The following is a 19909-nucleotide window of genomic DNA, read 5'->3' as shown; positions in this document are numbered from 1 at the left end:
AATCTCAATTCAAAGCACTCACCCAGTTTTTAAGAGAAAGAAGGACCAGTAAGAGACGATGCATACGATAGAAAAGATTGGCGGCACCTCTATGACGGACTACGAAGCGGTCCGGGATAATATTATCAAAGGTGACTCCAAGGGGATCTACAATCGTGTTTTTGTAGTCTCTGCCTACGGCGGTATTACTGACTTGCTTCTAGAACACAAGAAAAGTGGTCAACCAGGTATCTATGCCCTCTTCTCCAGCAGCATTGAGGACGATAGCTGGCTGGTTAAGTTTGATGAGCTTCGGGCAGCACTGCGGCAAATCAACGAGCGTCTTTTCGGACATGGCGATCTTCTCGCGGAAGCGAACCTGTTTTTGGATGAAAGGCTGGAGAGCGCGAAAAAATGCCTGAGAGACCTGCAAAGCCTCTGTCAGCACGGCCACTTCTCCCTTGACGCCCACTTGGGCACGGTAAGGGAGATGTTAGCCAGCCTCGGCGAGGCCCACAGCGCATGGAACACTTCGAAACTGTTGCAGCGGGATGGAGTAAATGCCTGCTTTGTCGATCTGACTGGCTGGCGCACCAACAAGCACATTCCCCTGGATGAGCGTATCCGGGATGCCTTTGCCACCATCGACTTAAGCAAACAGCTGCCTATTGTTACCGGCTATGCCCACAGCGATAAGGGCCTACTGATCTCGTTTGATCGGGGCTATAGCGAGATGACTTTCAGTCGTCTCGCCGTCCTCACCGGGGCAAAGGAGGCGGTGATTCACAAAGAGTTTCACCTGAGCAGTGCAGACCCCCGCCTGGTGGGAGAGGGAAATGCAGTGCCCATCGGCCGCACCAACTACGATGTGGCCGACCAACTGGCAAACCTGGGGATGGAAGCGATTCACCCCAAAGCCGCCAAGGGGCTGCGCCAACAAAATATCCCTCTCAGGGTGAAAAATACCTTCGAGCCCGAACACGCCGGCACCCTGATTACTGGTGACTACATCAGCGACTCTCCACGAGTGGAAATTATTGCTGGCTGTAAAGGGGTTTACGCCCTGGAGTTGTTTGACCAGGATATGGCGGGCAGCATCCACGATTATGATCGCGAAGTGCTACTGGTGATCAAGCGCTTCAAAGCCCATATTATTTCCAAAAACACTAATGCCAATACCCTTACCCACTTCCTCTCCACCAACTTGAAAACAATCAAGCGGATTCAGGCTGCATTGGAAGAGCATTTTCCCGAAGCCGAACTGAACCAGCGCAAAGTCGCCATAGTTTCAGCCATCGGTAGCGATATGCAAATCCCCGGCGTGCTGGCCAAAGCGGTGCAGTCGATGTCCAAAAGCAATATCCGCGTGCTCGCCATGCACCAGTCCCTGCGTCATGTGGATATGCAGTTCATCGTTAACGAGCCAGACTATGACGCAGCCGTTCGGACTCTACACGAGGCACTGGTAGAAATTTACAATCACGGGACGGCGATATGCCTCGCATCCTGAGCCTTTGTGCCCTGCTCTTTTTATTTACTTCCGCCACCTCTATTTCCCAGGAAGCGGAAGAAAAGAAAAAAGACAGTGCGCAAAGCGAGGTCGACACCCTTGAGAAGCCCTTGTACACACCCTTCGTCGAGCGCTATATGCTCGACGAAATTAAGCAGCTGCGAATCGATCAGGCTAATGCCAAGCAGGAATTGATCCAGCAAATTGTCGATCGTGAACACAACTCTGTCGATCGAGCCGTAGCCTACGCAACCGATACGGTTACCTACTTTTTCTACTTGATAGCCGCCGCCACTTCAATTTTGGTTTTAGTTGGCTGGCGGTCATTCCAGGACATTAAAGAGCGGGTACACTCCCTGGCCGATGAGGAGATCTCAAAGCTGGTCCAGGAATACGAAAAGCGCTTGGAAGTTATAGAGAAGCAGCTTCAACAGAAAACACAACATATTGAAGAAAACCGCGAGGAAATCGAGCTAACCCAGGAAGTACAGTCCCTGTGGCTGCGCGCTCAACAGGAATCCTCAGTGGCCAATAAAATTGCCATTTACGACGAGATTTTGCGCCTCCGCCACGAGGATGTAGAAGCCCTTACCTATAAAGCTGATGCAGTGCTGGAGCTCAATGAACCCCAGTGGGCCGCCAATCTTTGTCACCAGGCCCTGGGTATTGATCCAGATAACAGCCATGCCTTCTACCAACTGGCATGCGCCCATACTGCCATGGGTCAATTTGATGAAGCGCTGCGTTATCTGGCGGAAGCCATTAAAAGGCGGGAAAGCTACCGCGATGAAATTCTGGTTGATAGTGCCTTACAGCCTCTAGCGGAAAGTGAAGTATTTGAGGAACTCGACCAGGTTATTGCCAATACTCCCTCGCCGCAAAGTGGTGGCAAGGGGAGCTAGAAATATTCGGATAACCTCTGAAGACCAACCCATAAAATAATACGGGATAAAAATAATAGGATTGCCGATGATCTATTCATTTCTTGGTTTTTTACTTTTGTTCACTCTGGTCGGCCTCTCTTCTGCGATGTTCAGCCGTCAAACCAAAGCCGACTATTACCTTGCCAGCAGTGGTGTCTCCCCCTGGCTGGTGGGGTTGTCTGCCGTGGCAACGAACAATAGCGGCTATATGTTTATCGGGGTTATCGGCTATACCTACACCACTGGGTTGGCCTCAATCTGGTTGATGGTGGGGTGGATTGCCGGTGATTTTCTGGCTTCCCTCTATGTACACAAGCGATTGAGGACCGCTACCAGTTCAAGTGGTGAAGTCAGCTACGCAGGTGTTCTCAGTAACTGGCACGGACAGAAGTACTCAGCCCTGCAGCGCCTGATCGGCATCATTTCCCTGCTGTTTTTACTAACTTATGCCTCTGCCCAAATGGTTGCCGGCAGCAAAGCCCTGCACGTACTGCTGGATTGGCCTCTCTGGTCCGGTGCTGTAGTTGGAGCTGTGCTTGTATGCCTCTATTGTTTAGCTGGCGGCATCCGCGCGTCCATTTGGACTGATGCGGCCCAATCCATCGTTATGATGGGGGCTATGGCAGCACTTCTAGCCGTCGCCCTTGCCAACTTGGGTGGCATCACCAGTGCGGCGATACAAATGCAGGCTATTGAAGGTTTTACCCATTGGTTTCCCGAGGGGCTCGCCTTTGCGGGCTGGGGCGGGGTGATACTCTTTGTGATCAGTTGGGGGTTTGCTGGATTGTCTGTGATTGGACAACCCCACGTTATGGTTCGATTTATGACCCTGAAGGATTCCAGCAAGATGAACCGGGCAAGGGCCTGGTACTATCTGTGGTTCATCCTTTTCTATTGTATGGCCACCGGGGTCGGCCTGCTATCCAGAGTGTTTATTGCTGACACAGGGAGCTTTGATGCGGAGCTTGCTCTTCCCACCATGGCTATGGATTTGTTGCCCCCTGTTTTTGTTGGGCTGATCCTGGCTGGTATCTTTGCCGCAACCATGTCCACCGCAGACTCCCTGCTTCTCAGCTGCTCCGCAGCCATTACCCACGATATTCTTCCGCACAAGATTGAAAAAACCTGGTTTCTCAAGCTTGTCACAGTTGCGATAACTGGCGGCGCATTGCTGTTGGCGCTCGCCAACAGCCAAAGTGTGTTCAGCCTGGTTATTTTCGCTTGGTCGGGACTTGCCAGCGCATTTGGCCCCCTACTCCTCGTATTGTGTTTTGGGGGTAAGCCATCCCAGGCAACCGCTATCGCAGCAGTGATTATCGGCTTTACAGCAGCGATTACCTGGCGGCTACTGGGGTATCACGGCGTGATCTATGAGGGATTGCCGGGTATTGCAGCTGGGTTAGCAGTGCTATATCTGGCCAGCCTGAACCGCCAAACCTCCACTTTACGCGAGGCAAACAGTTAAATTCACTCAACGTAATTCTGGGGAGGTAGAGCCTCCCCACCTGCCAGACCTTCACCAGCTAGAGCCTCCTCCCCCAAAAGCGACAAATCCTATCTCCTGCCGCCCGAAGTCCCCGCCTTTCGGGCACCTGACTTGACCCCGAGATAGCCGGGTTGAGCAAAATTCATACAGTGCTTTTTATAGAGTTCAAATGAGATTTTTGGCCCAACCCAGCCCACTTTTAACCCTTGAAAATACGGATTAACTCTGTAGTCGCTGAAAAATAAATCCTCCTACGAATCCGCCAGCTTTGTTGCATTGAGTGCTAACAGTTAGAGTTCAAATTAAAAATATGTTACATTTTGTGTCATATCGCTCGATAAACGACTATCGAGCCCGGGCTGGAATCTGACGATTAGGGACAAATGTCTTCGTCAGACCGGCCCTTTTTTATGATGACTGGACCTTCACGATCGGCCCATTGCGCCCTTCAAGTCCATCGCCAACGAACAACCGACTGACCCTCTGTTAAAGCAGTATGGAGAGACAGATGTCACTGGACAAACAACGGAATTTTGTAGACGGCCGCTACCTGTCGAATGAGAGCGGCGAGTGCTTTGATGTATATAACCCGGCGACCAACGAAGTCAGCTATCAGGTTGAGGTTGCCGACGAAAAGGTACTGGCAGAAACTATTGAGAGCGCCAAGCGCGGTTTTGCCCAGTGGTCAGCGATGATGCCGGTCGAGCGCAGTCGCATCCTGCTGAAAGCAGTAGCACTGTTGCGCGAGCGCAACGACGAACTGGCAGCTATCGAAGTGGCTGATACCGGCAAGCCCTGGCAGGAAGCCAGTGTTGTGGACGTAGTGACTGGGGCCGACTCCATCGAATTCTTTGCCGGCCTGGCTGCAGGCATTGAAGGCAATCAGCAGCAAGTCGGTGAGGACTTCTACTACACCCGCCGCGAGCCCCTGGGCATCTGCGCCGGAATCGGTGCCTGGAACTACCCCTTACAAATCGCTTGCTGGAAAGCCGCCCCGGCCCTGGCCTGCGGTAACGCCATGATCTTCAAGCCTTCCGAAGAGACCCCCAAAGGTGCTTTGAAGTTGGCTGAAATCTTTATTGAAGCGGGCATGCCTCCTGGTGTGTTCAACGTAATCCAGGGTGATGGCGCCGTGGGTGCCTGGCTGACTAACCACCCGGATATCGCCAAGGTTTCCTTTACCGGCGAAGTGGGTACCGGCAAGAAAGTGATGGCCGCAGCAGCTTCCAACCTGAAAGAAGTTACCATGGAGCTGGGTGGCAAGTCCCCGCTGGTGATCTTTGATGATGCCGACCTGGAGCAAGCCGTTTCTGCTGCCATGCTGGGCAACTTCTACACCCAGGGCGAAATCTGCACCAACGGTACCCGGGTATTTGTACACCGCAGCATCCACGATCAGTTCCTCGCTCGTCTGAAAGACCGTGTTGAGCAAAATATTATTGCCGGTGATCCGATGAATCCGGACACCAACTTCGGCGCCCTGATTTCTGCCAAGCACCAGCAACTGGTAATGGACTACATCAGCAAGGGTAAAGAGGAAGGCGCGACCCTGCTCTGCGGCGGTCACACCCTTTCACCAGAAAATTCACCTAACGGTTACTTCGTTGCTCCCACCGTATTCACCGACTGTCATGACGATATGACCATCTGCCGCGAAGAGATCTTCGGCCCGGTAATGTCGGTACTGGTTTTTGATGATGAAGACGAAGTGATCCGCCGCGCTAACGATACCCGATTGGGCTTGGCCGCCGGCGTATTTACCCGTGATATCACTCGCGCCCACCGTGTGATCCACCAGATGCAAGCGGGTATCTGCTGGATTAATGCCTACGGCGCTTCCCCGGCAGAAATGCCGGTGGGCGGATACAAGTTATCCGGAATCGGACGCGAAAATGGACTTGCGACCCTGAAGCACTATACCCAGCTAAAAGCGGTGTATGTGGGCCTGGCACCACTGGAAAGTCCATTTTAAGCGGTACCCTGTATGAGTGAGTTTGACTACATCATTGTCGGCGCCGGCTCTGCCGGTTGCGTTCTGGCCAACCGCCTGTCTGCCCAGGAAGATAAAAAAGTCCTCCTGGTAGAGACAGGAGGCAGCGATCGCAGCATCTTTATCCAGATGCCCACCGCGCTGTCCATCCCCATGAATACTGAGAAGTACGCCTGGCAGTTTATGACCGAGCCAGAGCCTTACCTGGACAACCGCAGCATGCATTGCCCCAGAGGCAAGGTGCTCGGGGGTTCATCCTCGATTAACGGGATGGTTTACGTGCGCGGGCACGCCAAAGACTTTGATGAGTGGGCACAGCACGGCGCCGAAGGCTGGGACTACGCCCACTGCCTACCCTACTTCAAACGCTCTGAGACCTGGGCTTTCGGCGGTGACGATTACCGTGGCGACGAAGGTCCTCTGGGGGTCAATAACGGCAATGAAATGGCCAACCCCCTTTATGGAGCCTTTATCGAAGCTGGCAAAGAAGCTGGCTACGACTACACCGCAGATTACAACGGTGAGCAGCAAGAGGGCTTTGGCCCCATGCATATGACGGTAAAAGATGGTAAGCGCTGGTCTACCGCCAACGCTTACCTGAAGCCGGCAATGCAGCGCCCCAATTTGACGGTATTGACCCACGCCACTGTGCATAAGGTGATTCTGGAAGGTAAACGGGCAGTCGGAATCAAACTTGAACGCAAGGGAAAGATCCTGGAATTCAAGGCGCGGCAGGAAGTCATCCTCAGCGCAGGTCCCATCGGCTCCCCTCACCTTCTTCAGCTCTCCGGAATCGGAGATCCCGACACACTGGCAGAAGCCGGTATCGAACTCCAACACGAACTCCCCGGCGTCGGCCAAAACTTGCAGGACCACCTGGAGTTCTATTTCCAGTTCCGCTGCAACCAACCGATTTCCCTGAATGGCAAGCTCGATCCGTGGAATAAATTCCTGATCGGCGCTCGTTGGATACTGAAGAAGGATGGTCTCGGAGCCACCAACCATTTCGAGTCATGCGGTTTTATTCGCTCCAAAGAAAATGTGGAGTGGCCGGACCTGCAATATCACTTCCTGCCAGCAGCCATGCGCTATGACGGCCGCGAAGCTTTCGACGGCCACGGCTTCCAGGTGCATATCGGGCACAACAAGCCCAAGAGTCGCGGCAGAGTCAAAGTGGTGAGCAGTGATCCCAAGCAATCCCCTTCCATCCTGTTTAATTATTTACAGGAGAAAGAGGATATTGAGGGTTTCCGTGCTTGTGTGCGACTAACTCGCGAGATTATCAATCAGCCGGCTTTCGACGAGTACCGGGGCGATGAAATCCAGCCCGGCACCGATATCCAGACTGATGAACAAATTGACGCTTTCGTACGGGAATCCGTCGAGAGTGCATACCACCCATCCTGCTCCTGCAAGATGGGCACTGATGCAATGGCAGTGGTAGACCCGGAAACCCGTGTACACGGATTGCAGGGCTTGAGAGTTGTAGATTCCTCCATCTTTCCGACCATTCCCAACGGCAACCTGAATGCGCCCACCATTATGGTGGCGGAGCGGGCTGCTGACCTGATTTTAGGGCGCCCAGTATTGGCGCCCTCCGAGGCACCGGTAGCGACCAAAGCTACCAGCACTCAGCGACCTGGCCGCCCTGCGCGCTCAGTTAGCTGATTTTTCGTCGGCGCTCTGGCAGAGATTTGACTGCCCCCTTCAAACACGACGGGGATACTCAAATCTCGCACAGCAACGCCCTTGAGGGGCGCCGGCATACCAATAACTAGCTGGAGACTCAGCATGACAGCTTGGCTTTCTGCGGGATTATTATTTACCTTCACGGCAATAATTTTCTCGCTGATTAAATGGGGAAATGTGAAGATGGTCGGGGTGACCCCGGTCAAAACCTTCACTTTTATAGCGATCCTTTTCACCTCCGGCCTCGATGTAGGCCTGATCATGTTCCCCCTCACCGAGTTCGGTGGCTATGCAGACCTAACCGCAAACCCAGAATACGGCTTCACCAACGCACTCGCGATTGAGTTTGGTTTTTGGGCCTTCCTGATCTGGGGTTTCTACTTCCTCACCTGTTTTTACTTCTGCATTATCGAGCCCAAAGTTAAATTCTTTGAGATCGGCCTGGTAAAGCTGATCAACAACGTGGTGATTATCGGTACCTGCGCGTTTACCGCCTACCTGCTGCTTAGCAACCTGCCCTGGTATCTGCCACAGGTTGGCGATGGTGAAACCATTGTTGGCACCTTCTACCTGATCGTCTTTGCCGTGATCGCCGCTGCGGTCTACTCATCCACCAGCCTGCGCTATGTGCGCTTCCTCAGCTTGGCGACTACCTGGATGTTTATTGGCCTGATCGCGGTAATGTGGGTAGGCGCCTTTACCGGTGAGAACGGTAGCGTTGGCGACTTCGCTTCCACCTTTGCGCTGCTCGGCGGTTACTTCGGTAATATCCACCAGTTCGTGCTGCCGCTGAATGACTACCACGAGTTCTACCTGTTCTGGTGGTTTGCCTGGAGCATTATGATTGGCCAGTTTACCTCCCGCTTTGTGGGCGGCCTGCGCACTTACCAAGTGCTGGCGGCGATGCTGATCTTCCCATCCATCCCCATCGCGCTCTGGTTCACCGTGCTCTACTACTACTCCAGCCAAGGCTTAGATACCAGCGGCTTCTACAACCTGGCCATGGTCATTGTGGGCATTACCTTCGTGATCAACTCGCTGGACTCCCTGATTCGCCTGTACACCGACAACCTGGGTATGACTGTTGCGCGTCTGGGCAAGTGGAAATACTTCGTCCTGAACCTGGTTGCGATGAGCCTGCTCACCCTGTTGTTCAAGCTCAACTTCCTGCAAATCCAGTGGATCGGCGCCCTGGTAATTGGCATTTTCTTCTGCTGCCTGGGTTACATCCTGGTGAAACGCTTCAGGGCGGTAGCAGCTATCGACTCCTCGCCTAAAGAAAACAAGATCGACTTTAGCAAGATCGAACTGGCGAGCTAACTGTTGAAATCCCCCGCCTGGTTTGGCGGGGGCTACAAAATATAAATAAGTGGTAATTGAACAATGAAATCAACTTTGAAACTTTCTGCACTGACCTGTGCTTCCCTGCTGGTGCTTGCCCAACAATCCCAGGCAGAGCTGTCCTCTACTGTTAACCTGACTACTGACTACACCTTTAATGGTGTCAGCCAGACTCAAAACGACCCAGCACTGCAAGCCAGTCTGGACTACGGTTTTGATAGCGGCTGGTATATCGGCACCTGGGCTTCCAACGTAGACTTCGGTGAAGAAGACGATACCAACCTGGAGTGGGATTTTTACGCAGGTAAGTTCATGCAGCTTACCGATAAAGTAAGCCTGGACACAGGACTCGCCTATTACACCTATCACGGCGATGATGATCTCTCTAATGACTACGCCTATCCGGAAGCTTATGCCAAGCTTGGCTACAGCTCTGCTCTAGGCGAATCAGAAGTCAATGGCTGGTATAGCTGGGATTACTTTGGCACGGGCGGTGGTCATTACATTATGATGCTGGCGCATACCTTTGAGTTTGCAGAAGGTCACAACGTTCGCTTCAGTGTTGACCGCTCTACTAGCGTCAATAAAGACAAATGGACCTGGGATGGTAAAAAATCTTACAACCACTACCGAGTGGAGTATATGACTTCCCTGGAAGGTTTTGATTTCAATGTTGCCGCCGAGAATACCAATCTCGACGTGGGCACTGCTGACGAGCGAATTGTCTTCTCTGTTGCCCGCACTTTTAGTCTTTAAACTATAAATGCAGCCGGGGCTTTAGACAGCCCCGGCATATCTTACTAGTCTGCTCTTAAGGCGCTTCTTCTTTTCCGCCCCCGCTAATCTCCTCTGCAGATCTCATCACAACTTGCCCTGATTCAGCATTTCCACTCCAGGCACTTTCCTCAGCTACCCCTACCAAAACAATTTCCTTTTCAAGGATAACTGGGTGTAAATTCAAGTCATGCCGTGCAACTTTAACCATTGAGATACAAAGCAAGAGGGCAATTAGCAGCAAAGGGACACCAGCGATAATGCTTGCCGCCTGCAATGCTTCCAGCCCGCCAATAAGCAACAAAGCAATAGGCATTACTGCCAGCGCGAAGGCCCAGAAAATTCGATTCCACCGAAGCGGCTCGCCATGAACCTCTTTCTGCACAACTGCGGCAAGAATATGAGATATGGAGTCAAAAGTAATGACCGTGAAAACCAGTGCGATCAGCGTATACAGCAACACAACTAACTGGCTCGCGGGCAACATATCCAAAACGGCAAAGATCACGGTATTGGCCCCCTGCTGATTCAGTATTTGCACCAAGTCCAGCTCGCCCGAAAAATGCAAGTAAACGCCGTAGTTGCCTAGCACCATAAAAAACAAGAAGCAGCCAAAAGTTCCAAAAAATAGTGACCCAAGAATCATCGCCTTGATAGTCCGCCCTCCGGAGATACGCGCAATAAATAAGCCAATACTCGGAGCAAAAACCAACCACCAAGCCCAATAGAAGACAGTCCAGTCCTGGGGGAAGCGAGTACTGGGGAACTGTTTAAAATGAGAGAAGGACTCAGTCCAAGTGGCCATTTGCAAGAAGTTCTGCAACGCTCTACCCAGGGAATCCAACCCACTATTGAGCATAAATAGTGTCGGCCCTGCGATAAACACGAAGAGCAGCAAGGCAAGCGAGAGAAAAATTGTAAAGTTTGATAGAACGCTAAAGCCCTGCTTTACCCTGACAAGAGCACAATAACCAAACAATAGCGCACAAAATATCAGCACCCCGACCTGAAATCCCACCCCAGTAGGAATTCCAAATAGCTTGTGCAATCCCAAAGTAATCAGCGGCGCTGCGATACCAAGCCGTGTAGCCGCACCTCCTAGCATGCCAAATACCAGAGAAGTATCGATAAGCTTGCCAATCGGCCCGCTCACTCTACAATCACCCAATACTGGCGCGAGCGCTTGGCTCAACTTGAGAACCTTGCGTTTACGCACATAGTAGTAATAGGCAATTGGTAGTGCGGGGATTAGATAGATAGACCAAGCCAGTGGCCCCCAGTGAAAGATACCGTAGGAAACTGCCCAGCGCGCAGCTTCAGCTGAGCTTGCTTGAACCTGGAACGGCGGCTGTTGGTAATAGTAGATCCATTCAACCATCGACCAATACAAAATAGAGGCGCCAATACCGGAAGAAAACAACATGGCAGCCCAGGATAGAGTTGAGAATTCGGGGCCCTCTTTCCCCCCTCCCAACTTTATCCTGCCGATATCACTGAAGGCGATATACAGCACAAATAACATCGCACCTAGGCCAAGCAGGAGATAAAAGACCCCCAACTTCTCTGTTACCAGATCTTTAGCTGCCAATAACCATAAAGAACCCGCCTCGGGAAAGAGGATCAAGGGCACTGTCGCCACTAGTAGCAATGCAAAAGAGCCCCAAAAGGTGGGCTTGTCTATGAGATCCTTTGTTCCCTTATTCAACAAGGGTTCCTTCTGAAAAGATGTTCTTACAAAACGGGAAGGAGTTGGGAGCTAAATCAATTACAGTCTGGCTATTTTTTGACCAGCCGGAACAAAGTTGCTGAAACTAAAGACGCCAATCTTTAAGGCGAGCACTGCACTGCCATTTACCAACCGCTGGCATGACGTGATTAGCATCCTTTTGAGTGCTGATTTAACAGGCCAAATGCAATTCAAGTGTGAACAGGATGTGCATACTCAAATACTATTTGAAACGGGGCTTTCCCAAAGGAATACCGAGAAGCGATATGTATAAGAAGGCTATCGCCGCCATCGCGGGCCTGGCGCTATTTGCATGCACCAAGGACAAGGATAGGAGTGTTAATGATTTTGAACCTGAACCAAAGATAGGGATTTACGACATTTCCCAAGAAGACTGTGAGCTGATGAAGCTCCGGCAGGTTCTTCGGAACAACTCCCCTATTGGCTGTGAAAGGCTGAAGAGAGTCGTCTTCAACTATACGCCTCTCTTAGATCCCCCTGCTCAGGATAATGTTGGCATCGAAGCTGATCTATACCGCAGAGGCGCTGTTGTTGTACTTGATATCGTTGCCGAGAACGTCCTGTCTCTATTTGGCGAGATCTACCGATCTAGCTTTCCAATACAGTCAGCCATTCCTGTTGAATATTTTACTCTGCAAGAGCGAATGGCAGATGATCGAAACAACACACTGGCTTTTGATTCCCGGCCTATTACTGGCGGAAGCAGATGGTCTGAGCACGCTTATGGTGTTGCTATTGATATTAACCCCCTACAAAATCCCTACCTGTATATTGATAAACACACCCGAGCCAAAGTAATCCCTAAGGATGCAACAGAAGGATATTTAAACCGGGCAAAGTTTCGCCCGGGAAAGCCAACCCGTATGGGGATGTCTGAAGATGTAACCACAATCTTTGTAAGGCATGGCTTCGCTGTCTGGGGTGGAGACTGGAATGTCCCGATTGATTATATGCACTTCCAGGTTGGTTCCCGTCAATTCATTAACCGCCTTGTAACTTTGCCAAAGGAAAGAGCAAAACAACTATTTGACCGATATAGCCAGCAGTTGAATCATTGTTTTGAAGAGAACAACACTATAAAAAGTGTTGCTCACCTCAGGAAACATTGTGTCGAGAAGACCGTATCAGAATTTGATAGTGAGCAGGAGTGAGCACGGTTGCCCTCCTCCTGCCGAACCAACTGTTATAGTCGAGAGGGATGGCTTCCCGGATCGCCCTCTATATGGGGTTTGTCATCGTGGGAGACACCGTGTTCCGATTGGGTTGGAACGTCCCAGTTGCCCTCTTCCGTCCAGGGATCATCCTCTGGGAACTCTTCAATATAGATTTCCTTCTCTTCGTAGCTCGGCTGGTAGCGCAAGTCATAGTGAGCAGCTTTCACAATCGATATGCACAGCAACAATGCGACAACCAAAAGCGGCACTCCACCAATCACGCTGGCAGTTTGCAGTGTGTCCAGGCCGCCCAAAAACAGGAGTGTTATCGGCATCAGCGAAAGCGCAAATGCCCAGAACAGGCGATTCCATCGCGCTGGCTCTTCATCGACCTCTTTTTGCACAACGGCAGCAAGAATGTATGAGATGGAATCGAATGTAGTCGCAGTAAAGATCAGGGCGAGCACGGTATACACCAGAATCACCAGTTTACTGCCGGGGAGGGTTTTGAGTGTAGCGAAAATCGCGGCGGTAGCGCCCTGCTCATTTAGCACTTGCACCACATCCAACTCACCAGAGAACTGCAAGTAAACGCCGTAATTCCCCAACACCATAAAGAACAGGAAACAGCCCAAGGTGCCGTAGAAAATGGAGCCAACCACCATGGTCTTAATGGTCCTCCCCCGTGAGATACGCGCAATAAATAAGCCGACACTCGGAGCAAAAACCAACCACCATGCCCAGTAAAAGATGGTCCAGTCTTGAGGAAAATGGGTGTCTGGAAACTGTTCAAACTCTGCAAACGGCTCAGTCCAGGCAGCCATATGGAAGATGTTATCCAAGACACGGCCCAAGGCATCCAGGCCTGTATTCAACATAAATAAAGTGGGACCAACCAGGAAAACAAACAGAAGCAGCAAAATAGACAGCCACATATTCAGGTTGGAAAGTGCGCGGATACCTTTCTTCAGTCCAACAAAAGCGCTATAGCCGAAGATTACTGTGCATATCATCAGCACCACAACCTGGGTTGCCAGCCCAGTGGGTACACCTAGTAGTTCATGGGCCCCCTGGGTAATCAGCGGCGCAGCAATCCCCAAGGTCGTAGCACCGCCGCCCAACATACCAAAGATAAACAGCACGTCGATCAGCTTGCCGAGTCCGCCCTGGGCGCGCTGCTCCCCCAAAACGGGCATCAGCGCCTCACTAATTTTCAGCACGCTATGGTTTCGAACGTAGTAGAAGTAAGCGATCGGCAAAGCGGGAATCAGGTAGATGGACCATGCCAGCGGACCCCAGTGGAAAATACCGTAGGCAACAGCCCAGCGTGCAGCCTCGGGAGTGCCTCCTTCAACCTGGAACGGCGGAGTCTGGTAGTAGTAGATCCACTCAACCATAGACCAGTAGAGAATCGAAGCACCGATACCCGCACAAAAAAGCATTGACGCCCAGGATATCGTGGAGAACTCTGGGTCCTCTTCAGGCGTCCCCAGCTTGATCTGGCCGATATCGCTAAACACGATATAGACCATAAAGAGGATTGCCCCGACACCCAATGCCAGATAGAAAACCCCTAGCTTGTCAGTGACGAAACCTTTAGCGGCTAAAACCCAGGCAGCACCAACTTCGGGGAACAGCACCAGTGGAATTGTCACTGCCAACAACAGCGCCAGCGAACCAAAAAACGTGGGTTTATCGATGATTTCTCTGAAATGATTGGACAACACTTGCCTCCCAAATGCCTTATGAACCGCGGCAAATAAAAGCAAGGGGGACTTTATATAAGGAACTTTATTATGCGGTGTTAGTGAGTAGGACTTATATAAGGATAGGTAGATCAACTACAGCTAAATTTGCTCTTACTTATCTTTAATAGTACCAGCTAGTCAAAGTATTTCAATTTGACAGTTGTCACATCTGTTTAGATGCGACAACCAATTGAACTGGGGCTATCAACTGACGACGACCCCAACCTGCCGGGTTCTGAACTACTGCTTACCCAAAGATTTTTCCAGTTGGGCAAACTGCCCTTGCAGCATTGCCTTCTCCTGTAGAAGGATACGATTCTCGTCTGACAAGGTCTCTATCCGGTCTTTTGTAGCACCCAGTTCAGCATCCAGCCTTTCCAAAGATACTTGCTGAAGCTGAATCTCCTTAGCTTGCCCTACACCGCTGCTCTGGAGGCGGGCAACCTCATCCTGTAATCGTGTAATTTCAGAAGATTGGAGCTCAGCGCTTGCCGCCTGCTCTTCAGCCTGCCGCTTGTAGTTTGCCGCTTCGGCTTGAGCGGCGCCTATATTTTCACGCAACTCCTGCTTTTCCCGATTGAGTTCAGTAATTAATGCCTGCCCCTGTTTATACAGGAGATCCTGCTCAGAAATCCTCTGTTCCGCCAACCCAAATTGCTCCGTCAGTGAGGCCACCTGCCCCTTAAGTTGCTCACTGGAAGATCGAAACTGATCTCGCTCGTGCTGCCGGTCTGTAGCTGTTCGTTGCTGGAAGTGCTCAAAGTGTTCGCGCACATCGCGATTCTCCTGCTTCATCTCTTCAATTGAGGCCTTCTGCTCCTCAGCTCGAACCGAGGCCTGCTCCAATTGAAACTCACTTTTTTCCAGTTCTGACTGAGTTTCACCCAGGGTAACTTTGAGGCGGCGCTTCTCACCTTCAGAAGCTGAAAGCTTCTGCTCCAGCTCGCGAATCAAAGCGGCTTGCTTGCTACTGGTCTCTTGAGCTTCGTTTAGCCTCTCTGTTATCTCCAGCTCTTTCGCTTCAAATTCCTGCTGAACCTGCTCCACTCTTCGGTCCGCATCGCCCTGGATACGCTGATGAAGTCCTTTCAGTGCCTCCACCAAATCTTTAGGCAAGCCGCTGACATCAGTGCTGCTGGAACTCTCGCTTTTCCACCGCTTTAGAAGCGGCGCAATTGTACTTTTACTCCCAGTCCCCAGATGAGCGCGCACCCTATCAACTGTCGGCTCCTCGCCCCGGGCCTTAATCGCTTTTGCTGCTTCAAAAATATCCAGATAGGTGACCCCTGTGCGCGCCATTAATCTTTCCTCAGATTATTTTGTACCAAATTACGTATTACGTAATAATACATAATATATAAAAATAAACCAATTCTTGAATTAACCCAGCTAACCTTCGATAATGATTCTTATCGAAGGTTATAAAAGTAAGGAAGCCCCCATTTAACGTACTCTCAGTACAAATGGTGCTTTTCAGGTGACACAAAATTCATGAGAAAACAGCCTCTAACCTCAACCAAAATCCAACCTCAATCCCCGCTCAGCAGTACATCTAACGGGGCTGGAGTACTTCTGACTGAGGATGACATTCAGAAGTACCTGCGAGCAGCGACTTCAGACAGCACTCGCAAAGCCTATCGGTCTGCCATTCGCCAGTTCGAGAAATGGGGAGGCCGACTCCCCACCGATAGCCATTCACTGGTTAGCTATCTATTGAGTCGGGCCGAGCAATTGAACCCACGCACCCTGGATTTGCACTTAACCGCCATAGGCCAGTGGCACCTTTATCAAGGCATCGCCAACCCAGTTACTGAACCGCTGGTACAGAAAACCATGAGCGGTATTCGCCGCACCCACGGTAAGCCCAAGCAAAAAGCCAAGGCGCTGAGCCTCGAAAACATTGCCACCCTTACCCGACAGTTGCGCTCTCAGCCTGATTCCAAGAAGAAGGCCCGTGACTTGGCGTTGGTGCTGGTAGGTTTCTTCGGTGCCTTCCGGCGTAGTGAGTTGGTGGCGATCCAGGTAGAAGACCTGATATGGGAGGAGGAAGGCTTGATCATTCGCCTGCCCAAATCAAAAACGGATCAAAGTGGTCAAGGAATGATGCGCGCCCTTCCCTACGGGCCCCCTGAAATCTGCCCCGCACGAGCACTTAAGTCCTGGCTAGACGTTAGTGGCATTAGAACTGGGCCAGTATTTCGGTCGGTCAATCGCTGGGATACGGTGCAAAGTCGACAGTTAAACCCCACAGCTATCAACGATCTACTGAAAAATCTCGGGGAGGCCTGCGGTTTTGATTTTGTTGCCGAACTCAGCAGCCACAGCTTTCGCCGAGGCCTGTCTACTTCCGCTGCGCGAGAAAAAGTTGGCTTTGAGCTGATCAAGAAGCAAGGTGGCTGGAAGAGTGATGCCACTGTCTGGGAGTATATTGAGGAGGGGCAACAGTTTACCGACAATGCCTCAGCTATCTTGATGAAGAAGATGTCGGAACTACTCTCTTAAGAAGCTGCTATTGGCCTACTGGCAAGTCCCGCCTTTCAGGCGGGCAGTATATGTGCGGAAGTAATCAGCCTGGGGGCTTGTTACGGCACAAACTTAACAAGTGTGTGATTTTCGCCTTCAAGTTCATTTTCTATGATGCTGGAAATTACCTCCCAATCTCCACCGGCAAGCCCCGCACCTATTAGAGGATACCCAATCCTCTTCCCCGGAAAATCTTTCTTAACTTTGGTGAATACACTGCGTATAGCCTCATAGTCCGCCATTACCCCCTTACCTCTCCAGTGAAACTGAGTGTAAGCATTGACGACCGTAAAGCTGGCCTCTAACTGTGATATGTAAGCACTTGAATAGGTGCCCAGTTTAAGTCGTGAGCCTTTTTCTGTACCCAAGTCTGCTGCGAAGGCTTCAGGGAAAAGCTTCTTGATAGTTAAGGCTATCCCCTTTCCCATTTGGCACTGGCAATTACACCCATTAACAATTACATCAAAATGGCCCTCAAGTGCCATTTTGATCAAATCACCTTCTACTACATTCATTCTCGAACTCCAGAAATCCAAAACGCCTTGGCAGTCTTCAACGCGTATACAGTGGAACGAAAGGCAAACGCTCTAGCGCAGTTTCAACTTTCTTGATTGATTAACAACTCTCAACTAATTGACACTAGATCAATATAATATGCACCAAGCTGCTCTGCGCTAAGGCACACTGAAAAGCCTTACCCAATTTGTTGTTGCTAAAAATAACTATTGATAACTTAACATAGAAGTTATCGCTACGAAGAATTTAAGTATGAGTAAAGAGGAAATATGAGCGGACCCGCAAAATTTGGTGTCGTTGTATACGCAAATGATATCAATGAATTGTCAAAATTCTATATAAATATGTTCAGCTTGTCTGTACTTCATAAAACAAACGAACTGGTTAGTTTGGGCGGAGAGGGTTTCAATATTGTTGTGCATACTCCCCCTATTGAACTTTCCGAGGAAAATTTTAATACAGTCAAAGTATTTATAGCAGTACAAAGCCTTACAAAGGCACGGCACCAAGCAATAGAGTTAGGTGGCAAATCCCTTGGCGGAGAGTGGTCAAATCCAATATTCAAAGCCTGCAATGTAGCTGACCCTGAAGGCAATCATATTCAGCTTCGGGAGTTCACTAATAGTACGACTAATAAATAGATCCCCCTACCCGTTTGCGGCGCCTATAGGCGTCGCCACCATCTTATCTCCCGTTTACAGCCGCAATATAAGAGGCTCTTGTTTATTAGTATTGATTGGATCGGTAGCCTATTTATCACCCTTGCAGCTAGATTTTTTCATCAGTTTACACTAGTAGATATCGGCGACTAGCCGATCAACTTAAGTACATATGGAGAGCCAAGTCAGTTCATTACCTGAATTGCTCTAAAGTAATTTATTTTTTAGATCTAGTCGGATGTGTCTTAGGTAGTTTTTTGGCAATGTCACTTGCTTCAGGCGAGCAGGCAGGGTGCCCCCAACCACCAGCGCTAACACCACCCACAATGTCATTGACGATGTTATCGTCCTTGCTAGGACTCACCCCTTCAGGTATGTAGTCCATCTTGAGCATATGACGAACTTTCCACGCAATATTATGGTCCGCACATGAACTATCACCACTTACCCCAACTGCTCCAAGAAGCTTGCCGTCGTCTTTGTACAGCGCTAAACCACCACCAAAAACATTAACGCCTCCAATTTTCTTACCAATCATTGGGTCGTGTTCTGTACCAATATCATTGGGTAGCCCGCTATAAGCAACATTGGTATCAACTGGATTGCTATGCTGTAAACCATACAAACTTCCACCAGGCTGAACAGCTGTAAAAAGGTTTGCTGTCGATAAGGGTAGGCCTGGCAGACTGAAAGCATTTGCTGTATTTGCTTTTTGCGCTGAAATGACGCGGCTACCGGGCCATTGGTCGCCTCTATCTTCGCCGGAAAATACAACAGCTCTAACTATTCCATCTCTATCAACTACCGTTGCCCACATATTTAAGCTAAAACCGCCATTCTGTTCTTTTACGACATCTTTTAGCACCGCCTTAAGTTCGGAATATTTTGGTAACTCCATTGAATTAACCTGCATAATCTATATCTTCATTTCTTGCTGAGAGTGATGGGCCGTTGATAATACTAGGTTAGATTAATATAGAATCAATTATGCCCTTGGGTTTTAGCTATATTTTTAACACTCCTAATAAATGTCTTTAATGGTTGGCTAGAGTAGGCATGAAAAATCGCACCAGGTCGCCTTTCGCAAAGGTATCGACGATACCGCCTTAATAGAATTACGATCTTTAGCTAATTTGCTGAATTGTTTAGTTGTGGTAATGACATCGCATCCCCGGCAGTATCATTAGGCCCAAGCACTTATTGCTTGATATGGGTCTCATTGAAGATTGATTCCCAGTCCTGATCAAAGGTCTCGGGTATTGACGAGGAAGTCCTCCGAAAGAACAACACACCAACATGAGCTTCATGACCCTTCTTAGCGGTGCTGTCAGCAGTAACCTCCTCGATAAAACCTCGCATAGTGCCACTGCCATCGAGGGTCAAATTTGTAACGCTCTCATCGGACACATCAACAGCTACCACTTGAATTCTATTGCCACTCTTCATATAGGCAAAGATACCGATATCCTTAGCTATAGTGGTCTCATTCACCTTCTCTTCAACTGCAGTTAGTTGGTGTTTAACATCCGGCTTCTTCGTTACCTCAAGATAGCGACCACCACCACCCACCCCTGTTTGCTTGAGAACTTTATAAGTTCGGCAAATCTGCTCCTTTTCTAAGGTAAAGGCGTCTGGACTGTGCTCGTAAAAAATAAACGACTCACCTTCAATTGCACACCAGACTCCTTCCAAGGAATCTTTAGCTTCCGATTGGGCATTGGCGTGAGTGGCAACAAGAGTCAGAAGTACTGAGGACAACAGGAGTAATAGCTGATTGATTATTTTCATGGTGACCTCCAAGGTGGTAGTCAGTCAAATATAGGCGCAGCTTTACGGTTAGATAATCCCGGGGCAAGCCGAATCACGCCAA

General features: G+C 50.1%; 16 protein-coding genes. 10 read left to right on the top strand and 6 right to left on the bottom strand.

What is annotated here, in order from left to right:
* The first annotated feature begins 58 nt into the window (after positions 1-58).
* The 7 genes from ACJJII_RS17610 to ACJJII_RS17580 all read left to right on the top strand — a co-directional run bounded on the left by ACJJII_RS17610 (position 59) and on the right by ACJJII_RS17580 (position 9674).
* A complete protein-coding gene (locus tag ACJJII_RS17610) occupies positions 59-1489 on the top strand; it encodes an aspartate kinase (protein WP_444897279.1) in 1431 nt (476 codons plus the stop codon).
* Complete coding sequence (locus ACJJII_RS17605; RefSeq protein ID WP_444908325.1) at positions 1474-2391, top strand: TPR end-of-group domain-containing protein; 918 nt, start codon at positions 1474-1476, stop codon at positions 2389-2391. The genes ACJJII_RS17610 and ACJJII_RS17605 overlap by 16 nt, the downstream gene beginning before the upstream one ends.
* A gap of 67 nt (positions 2392-2458) precedes the next feature.
* The gene (locus ACJJII_RS17600) at positions 2459-3877 is read left to right on the top strand and encodes a sodium/proline symporter (RefSeq protein WP_444908326.1); all 1419 of its coding nucleotides are present in this window, start codon (positions 2459-2461) and stop codon (positions 3875-3877) included.
* Positions 3878-4406: 529 nt separating this feature from the next.
* Entirely contained in the window at positions 4407-5870 is a 1464-nt protein-coding gene (betB, locus tag ACJJII_RS17595; RefSeq protein WP_444917124.1) for a betaine-aldehyde dehydrogenase, read from the top strand.
* Between the two features lie 12 nt (positions 5871-5882).
* Complete coding sequence (betA, locus tag ACJJII_RS17590) at positions 5883-7556, top strand: choline dehydrogenase (RefSeq protein ID WP_444908328.1); 1674 nt, start codon at positions 5883-5885, stop codon at positions 7554-7556.
* Positions 7557-7679: 123 nt separating this feature from the next.
* On the top strand, positions 7680-8897 hold the full coding sequence (locus tag ACJJII_RS17585; RefSeq protein WP_444913042.1) for a BCCT family transporter: 1218 nt from the start codon (positions 7680-7682) through the stop codon (positions 8895-8897).
* Positions 8898-8960: 63 nt separating this feature from the next.
* Positions 8961-9674, top strand: a complete 714-nt coding sequence (locus ACJJII_RS17580) for a TorF family putative porin (protein WP_444913041.1) — start codon at positions 8961-8963, stop codon at positions 9672-9674.
* A 55-nt stretch (positions 9675-9729) separates the two neighbouring features.
* Here ACJJII_RS17580 and ACJJII_RS17575 read toward each other — a convergent pair whose 3' ends face one another.
* Positions 9730-11397, bottom strand: coding sequence for a BCCT family transporter (locus ACJJII_RS17575; protein WP_444917123.1), 1668 nt, complete (start codon positions 11395-11397; stop codon positions 9730-9732).
* Positions 11398-11684: 287 nt separating this feature from the next.
* On the opposite strand from ACJJII_RS17575, the gene ACJJII_RS17570 reads away from it, so the two are divergent.
* The gene (locus ACJJII_RS17570; RefSeq protein WP_444917122.1) at positions 11685-12590 is read left to right on the top strand and encodes a M15 family metallopeptidase; all 906 of its coding nucleotides are present in this window, start codon (positions 11685-11687) and stop codon (positions 12588-12590) included.
* Between the two features lie 32 nt (positions 12591-12622).
* Here ACJJII_RS17570 and ACJJII_RS17565 read toward each other — a convergent pair whose 3' ends face one another.
* Both ACJJII_RS17565 and ACJJII_RS17560 read right to left on the bottom strand, forming a co-directional pair.
* Positions 12623-14320 (bottom strand): BCCT family transporter, encoded by a 1698-nt coding sequence (locus ACJJII_RS17565; RefSeq protein WP_444917121.1) that lies wholly within the window; start codon positions 14318-14320, stop codon positions 12623-12625.
* Positions 14321-14581: 261 nt separating this feature from the next.
* Positions 14582-15640, bottom strand: a complete 1059-nt coding sequence (locus tag ACJJII_RS17560) for a DNA-binding protein (protein ID WP_444917120.1) — start codon at positions 15638-15640, stop codon at positions 14582-14584.
* Positions 15641-15832: 192 nt separating this feature from the next.
* Between ACJJII_RS17560 and ACJJII_RS17555 the strand changes: the two genes are divergently transcribed.
* Complete coding sequence (locus ACJJII_RS17555) at positions 15833-16843, top strand: tyrosine-type recombinase/integrase (protein WP_444917119.1); 1011 nt, start codon at positions 15833-15835, stop codon at positions 16841-16843.
* 80 nt (positions 16844-16923) lie between these two features.
* Here the strand turns inward: ACJJII_RS17555 and ACJJII_RS17550 are convergent, their stop codons facing one another.
* Positions 16924-17379 (bottom strand): macro domain-containing protein, encoded by a 456-nt coding sequence (locus tag ACJJII_RS17550; RefSeq protein ID WP_444917118.1) that lies wholly within the window; start codon positions 17377-17379, stop codon positions 16924-16926.
* A 270-nt stretch (positions 17380-17649) separates the two neighbouring features.
* Between ACJJII_RS17550 and ACJJII_RS17545 the strand changes: the two genes are divergently transcribed.
* Positions 17650-18021 (top strand): VOC family protein, encoded by a 372-nt coding sequence (locus ACJJII_RS17545; RefSeq protein WP_444917117.1) that lies wholly within the window; start codon positions 17650-17652, stop codon positions 18019-18021.
* A 235-nt stretch (positions 18022-18256) separates the two neighbouring features.
* Here the strand turns inward: ACJJII_RS17545 and ACJJII_RS17540 are convergent, their stop codons facing one another.
* Positions 18257-18937 (bottom strand): GlcG/HbpS family heme-binding protein, encoded by a 681-nt coding sequence (locus tag ACJJII_RS17540; protein WP_444917116.1) that lies wholly within the window; start codon positions 18935-18937, stop codon positions 18257-18259.
* A gap of 299 nt (positions 18938-19236) precedes the next feature.
* On the bottom strand, positions 19237-19827 hold the full coding sequence (locus ACJJII_RS17535; RefSeq protein WP_444917115.1) for a hypothetical protein: 591 nt from the start codon (positions 19825-19827) through the stop codon (positions 19237-19239).
* Positions 19828-19909 lie beyond the last annotated feature (82 nt).

The sequence above is a fragment of the Microbulbifer maximicatervae (SeqCode) genome (assembly GCF_052467825.1).
This window is presented reverse-complemented; position numbering and strand designations above follow the sequence as displayed.

What these genes read in the sequence shown, in the direction of transcription:
- ACJJII_RS17535 (WP_444917115.1), bottom strand. Translation starts at nt 19,827, where the DNA reads ATGAAAATAATCAATCAGCTATTACTCCTGTTGTCCTCAGTACTTCTG.
- betB (WP_444917124.1), top strand. Translation starts at nt 4,407, where the DNA reads ATGTCACTGGACAAACAACGGAATTTTGTAGACGGCCGCTACCTGTCG.
- ACJJII_RS17585 (WP_444913042.1), top strand. Translation starts at nt 7,680, where the DNA reads ATGACAGCTTGGCTTTCTGCGGGATTATTATTTACCTTCACGGCAATA.
- ACJJII_RS17560 (WP_444917120.1), bottom strand. Translation starts at nt 15,640, where the DNA reads ATGGCGCGCACAGGGGTCACCTATCTGGATATTTTTGAAGCAGCAAAA.
- ACJJII_RS17580 (WP_444913041.1), top strand. Translation starts at nt 8,961, where the DNA reads ATGAAATCAACTTTGAAACTTTCTGCACTGACCTGTGCTTCCCTGCTG.
- ACJJII_RS17610 (WP_444897279.1), top strand. Translation starts at nt 59, where the DNA reads ATGCATACGATAGAAAAGATTGGCGGCACCTCTATGACGGACTACGAA.
- betA (WP_444908328.1), top strand. Translation starts at nt 5,883, where the DNA reads ATGAGTGAGTTTGACTACATCATTGTCGGCGCCGGCTCTGCCGGTTGC.
- ACJJII_RS17605 (WP_444908325.1), top strand. Translation starts at nt 1,474, where the DNA reads ATGCCTCGCATCCTGAGCCTTTGTGCCCTGCTCTTTTTATTTACTTCC.
- ACJJII_RS17545 (WP_444917117.1), top strand. Translation starts at nt 17,650, where the DNA reads ATGAGCGGACCCGCAAAATTTGGTGTCGTTGTATACGCAAATGATATC.
- ACJJII_RS17570 (WP_444917122.1), top strand. Translation starts at nt 11,685, where the DNA reads ATGTATAAGAAGGCTATCGCCGCCATCGCGGGCCTGGCGCTATTTGCA.
- ACJJII_RS17555 (WP_444917119.1), top strand. Translation starts at nt 15,833, where the DNA reads ATGAGAAAACAGCCTCTAACCTCAACCAAAATCCAACCTCAATCCCCG.
- ACJJII_RS17600 (WP_444908326.1), top strand. Translation starts at nt 2,459, where the DNA reads ATGATCTATTCATTTCTTGGTTTTTTACTTTTGTTCACTCTGGTCGGC.
- ACJJII_RS17550 (WP_444917118.1), bottom strand. Translation starts at nt 17,379, where the DNA reads ATGAATGTAGTAGAAGGTGATTTGATCAAAATGGCACTTGAGGGCCAT.
- ACJJII_RS17540 (WP_444917116.1), bottom strand. Translation starts at nt 18,937, where the DNA reads ATGGAGTTACCAAAATATTCCGAACTTAAGGCGGTGCTAAAAGATGTC.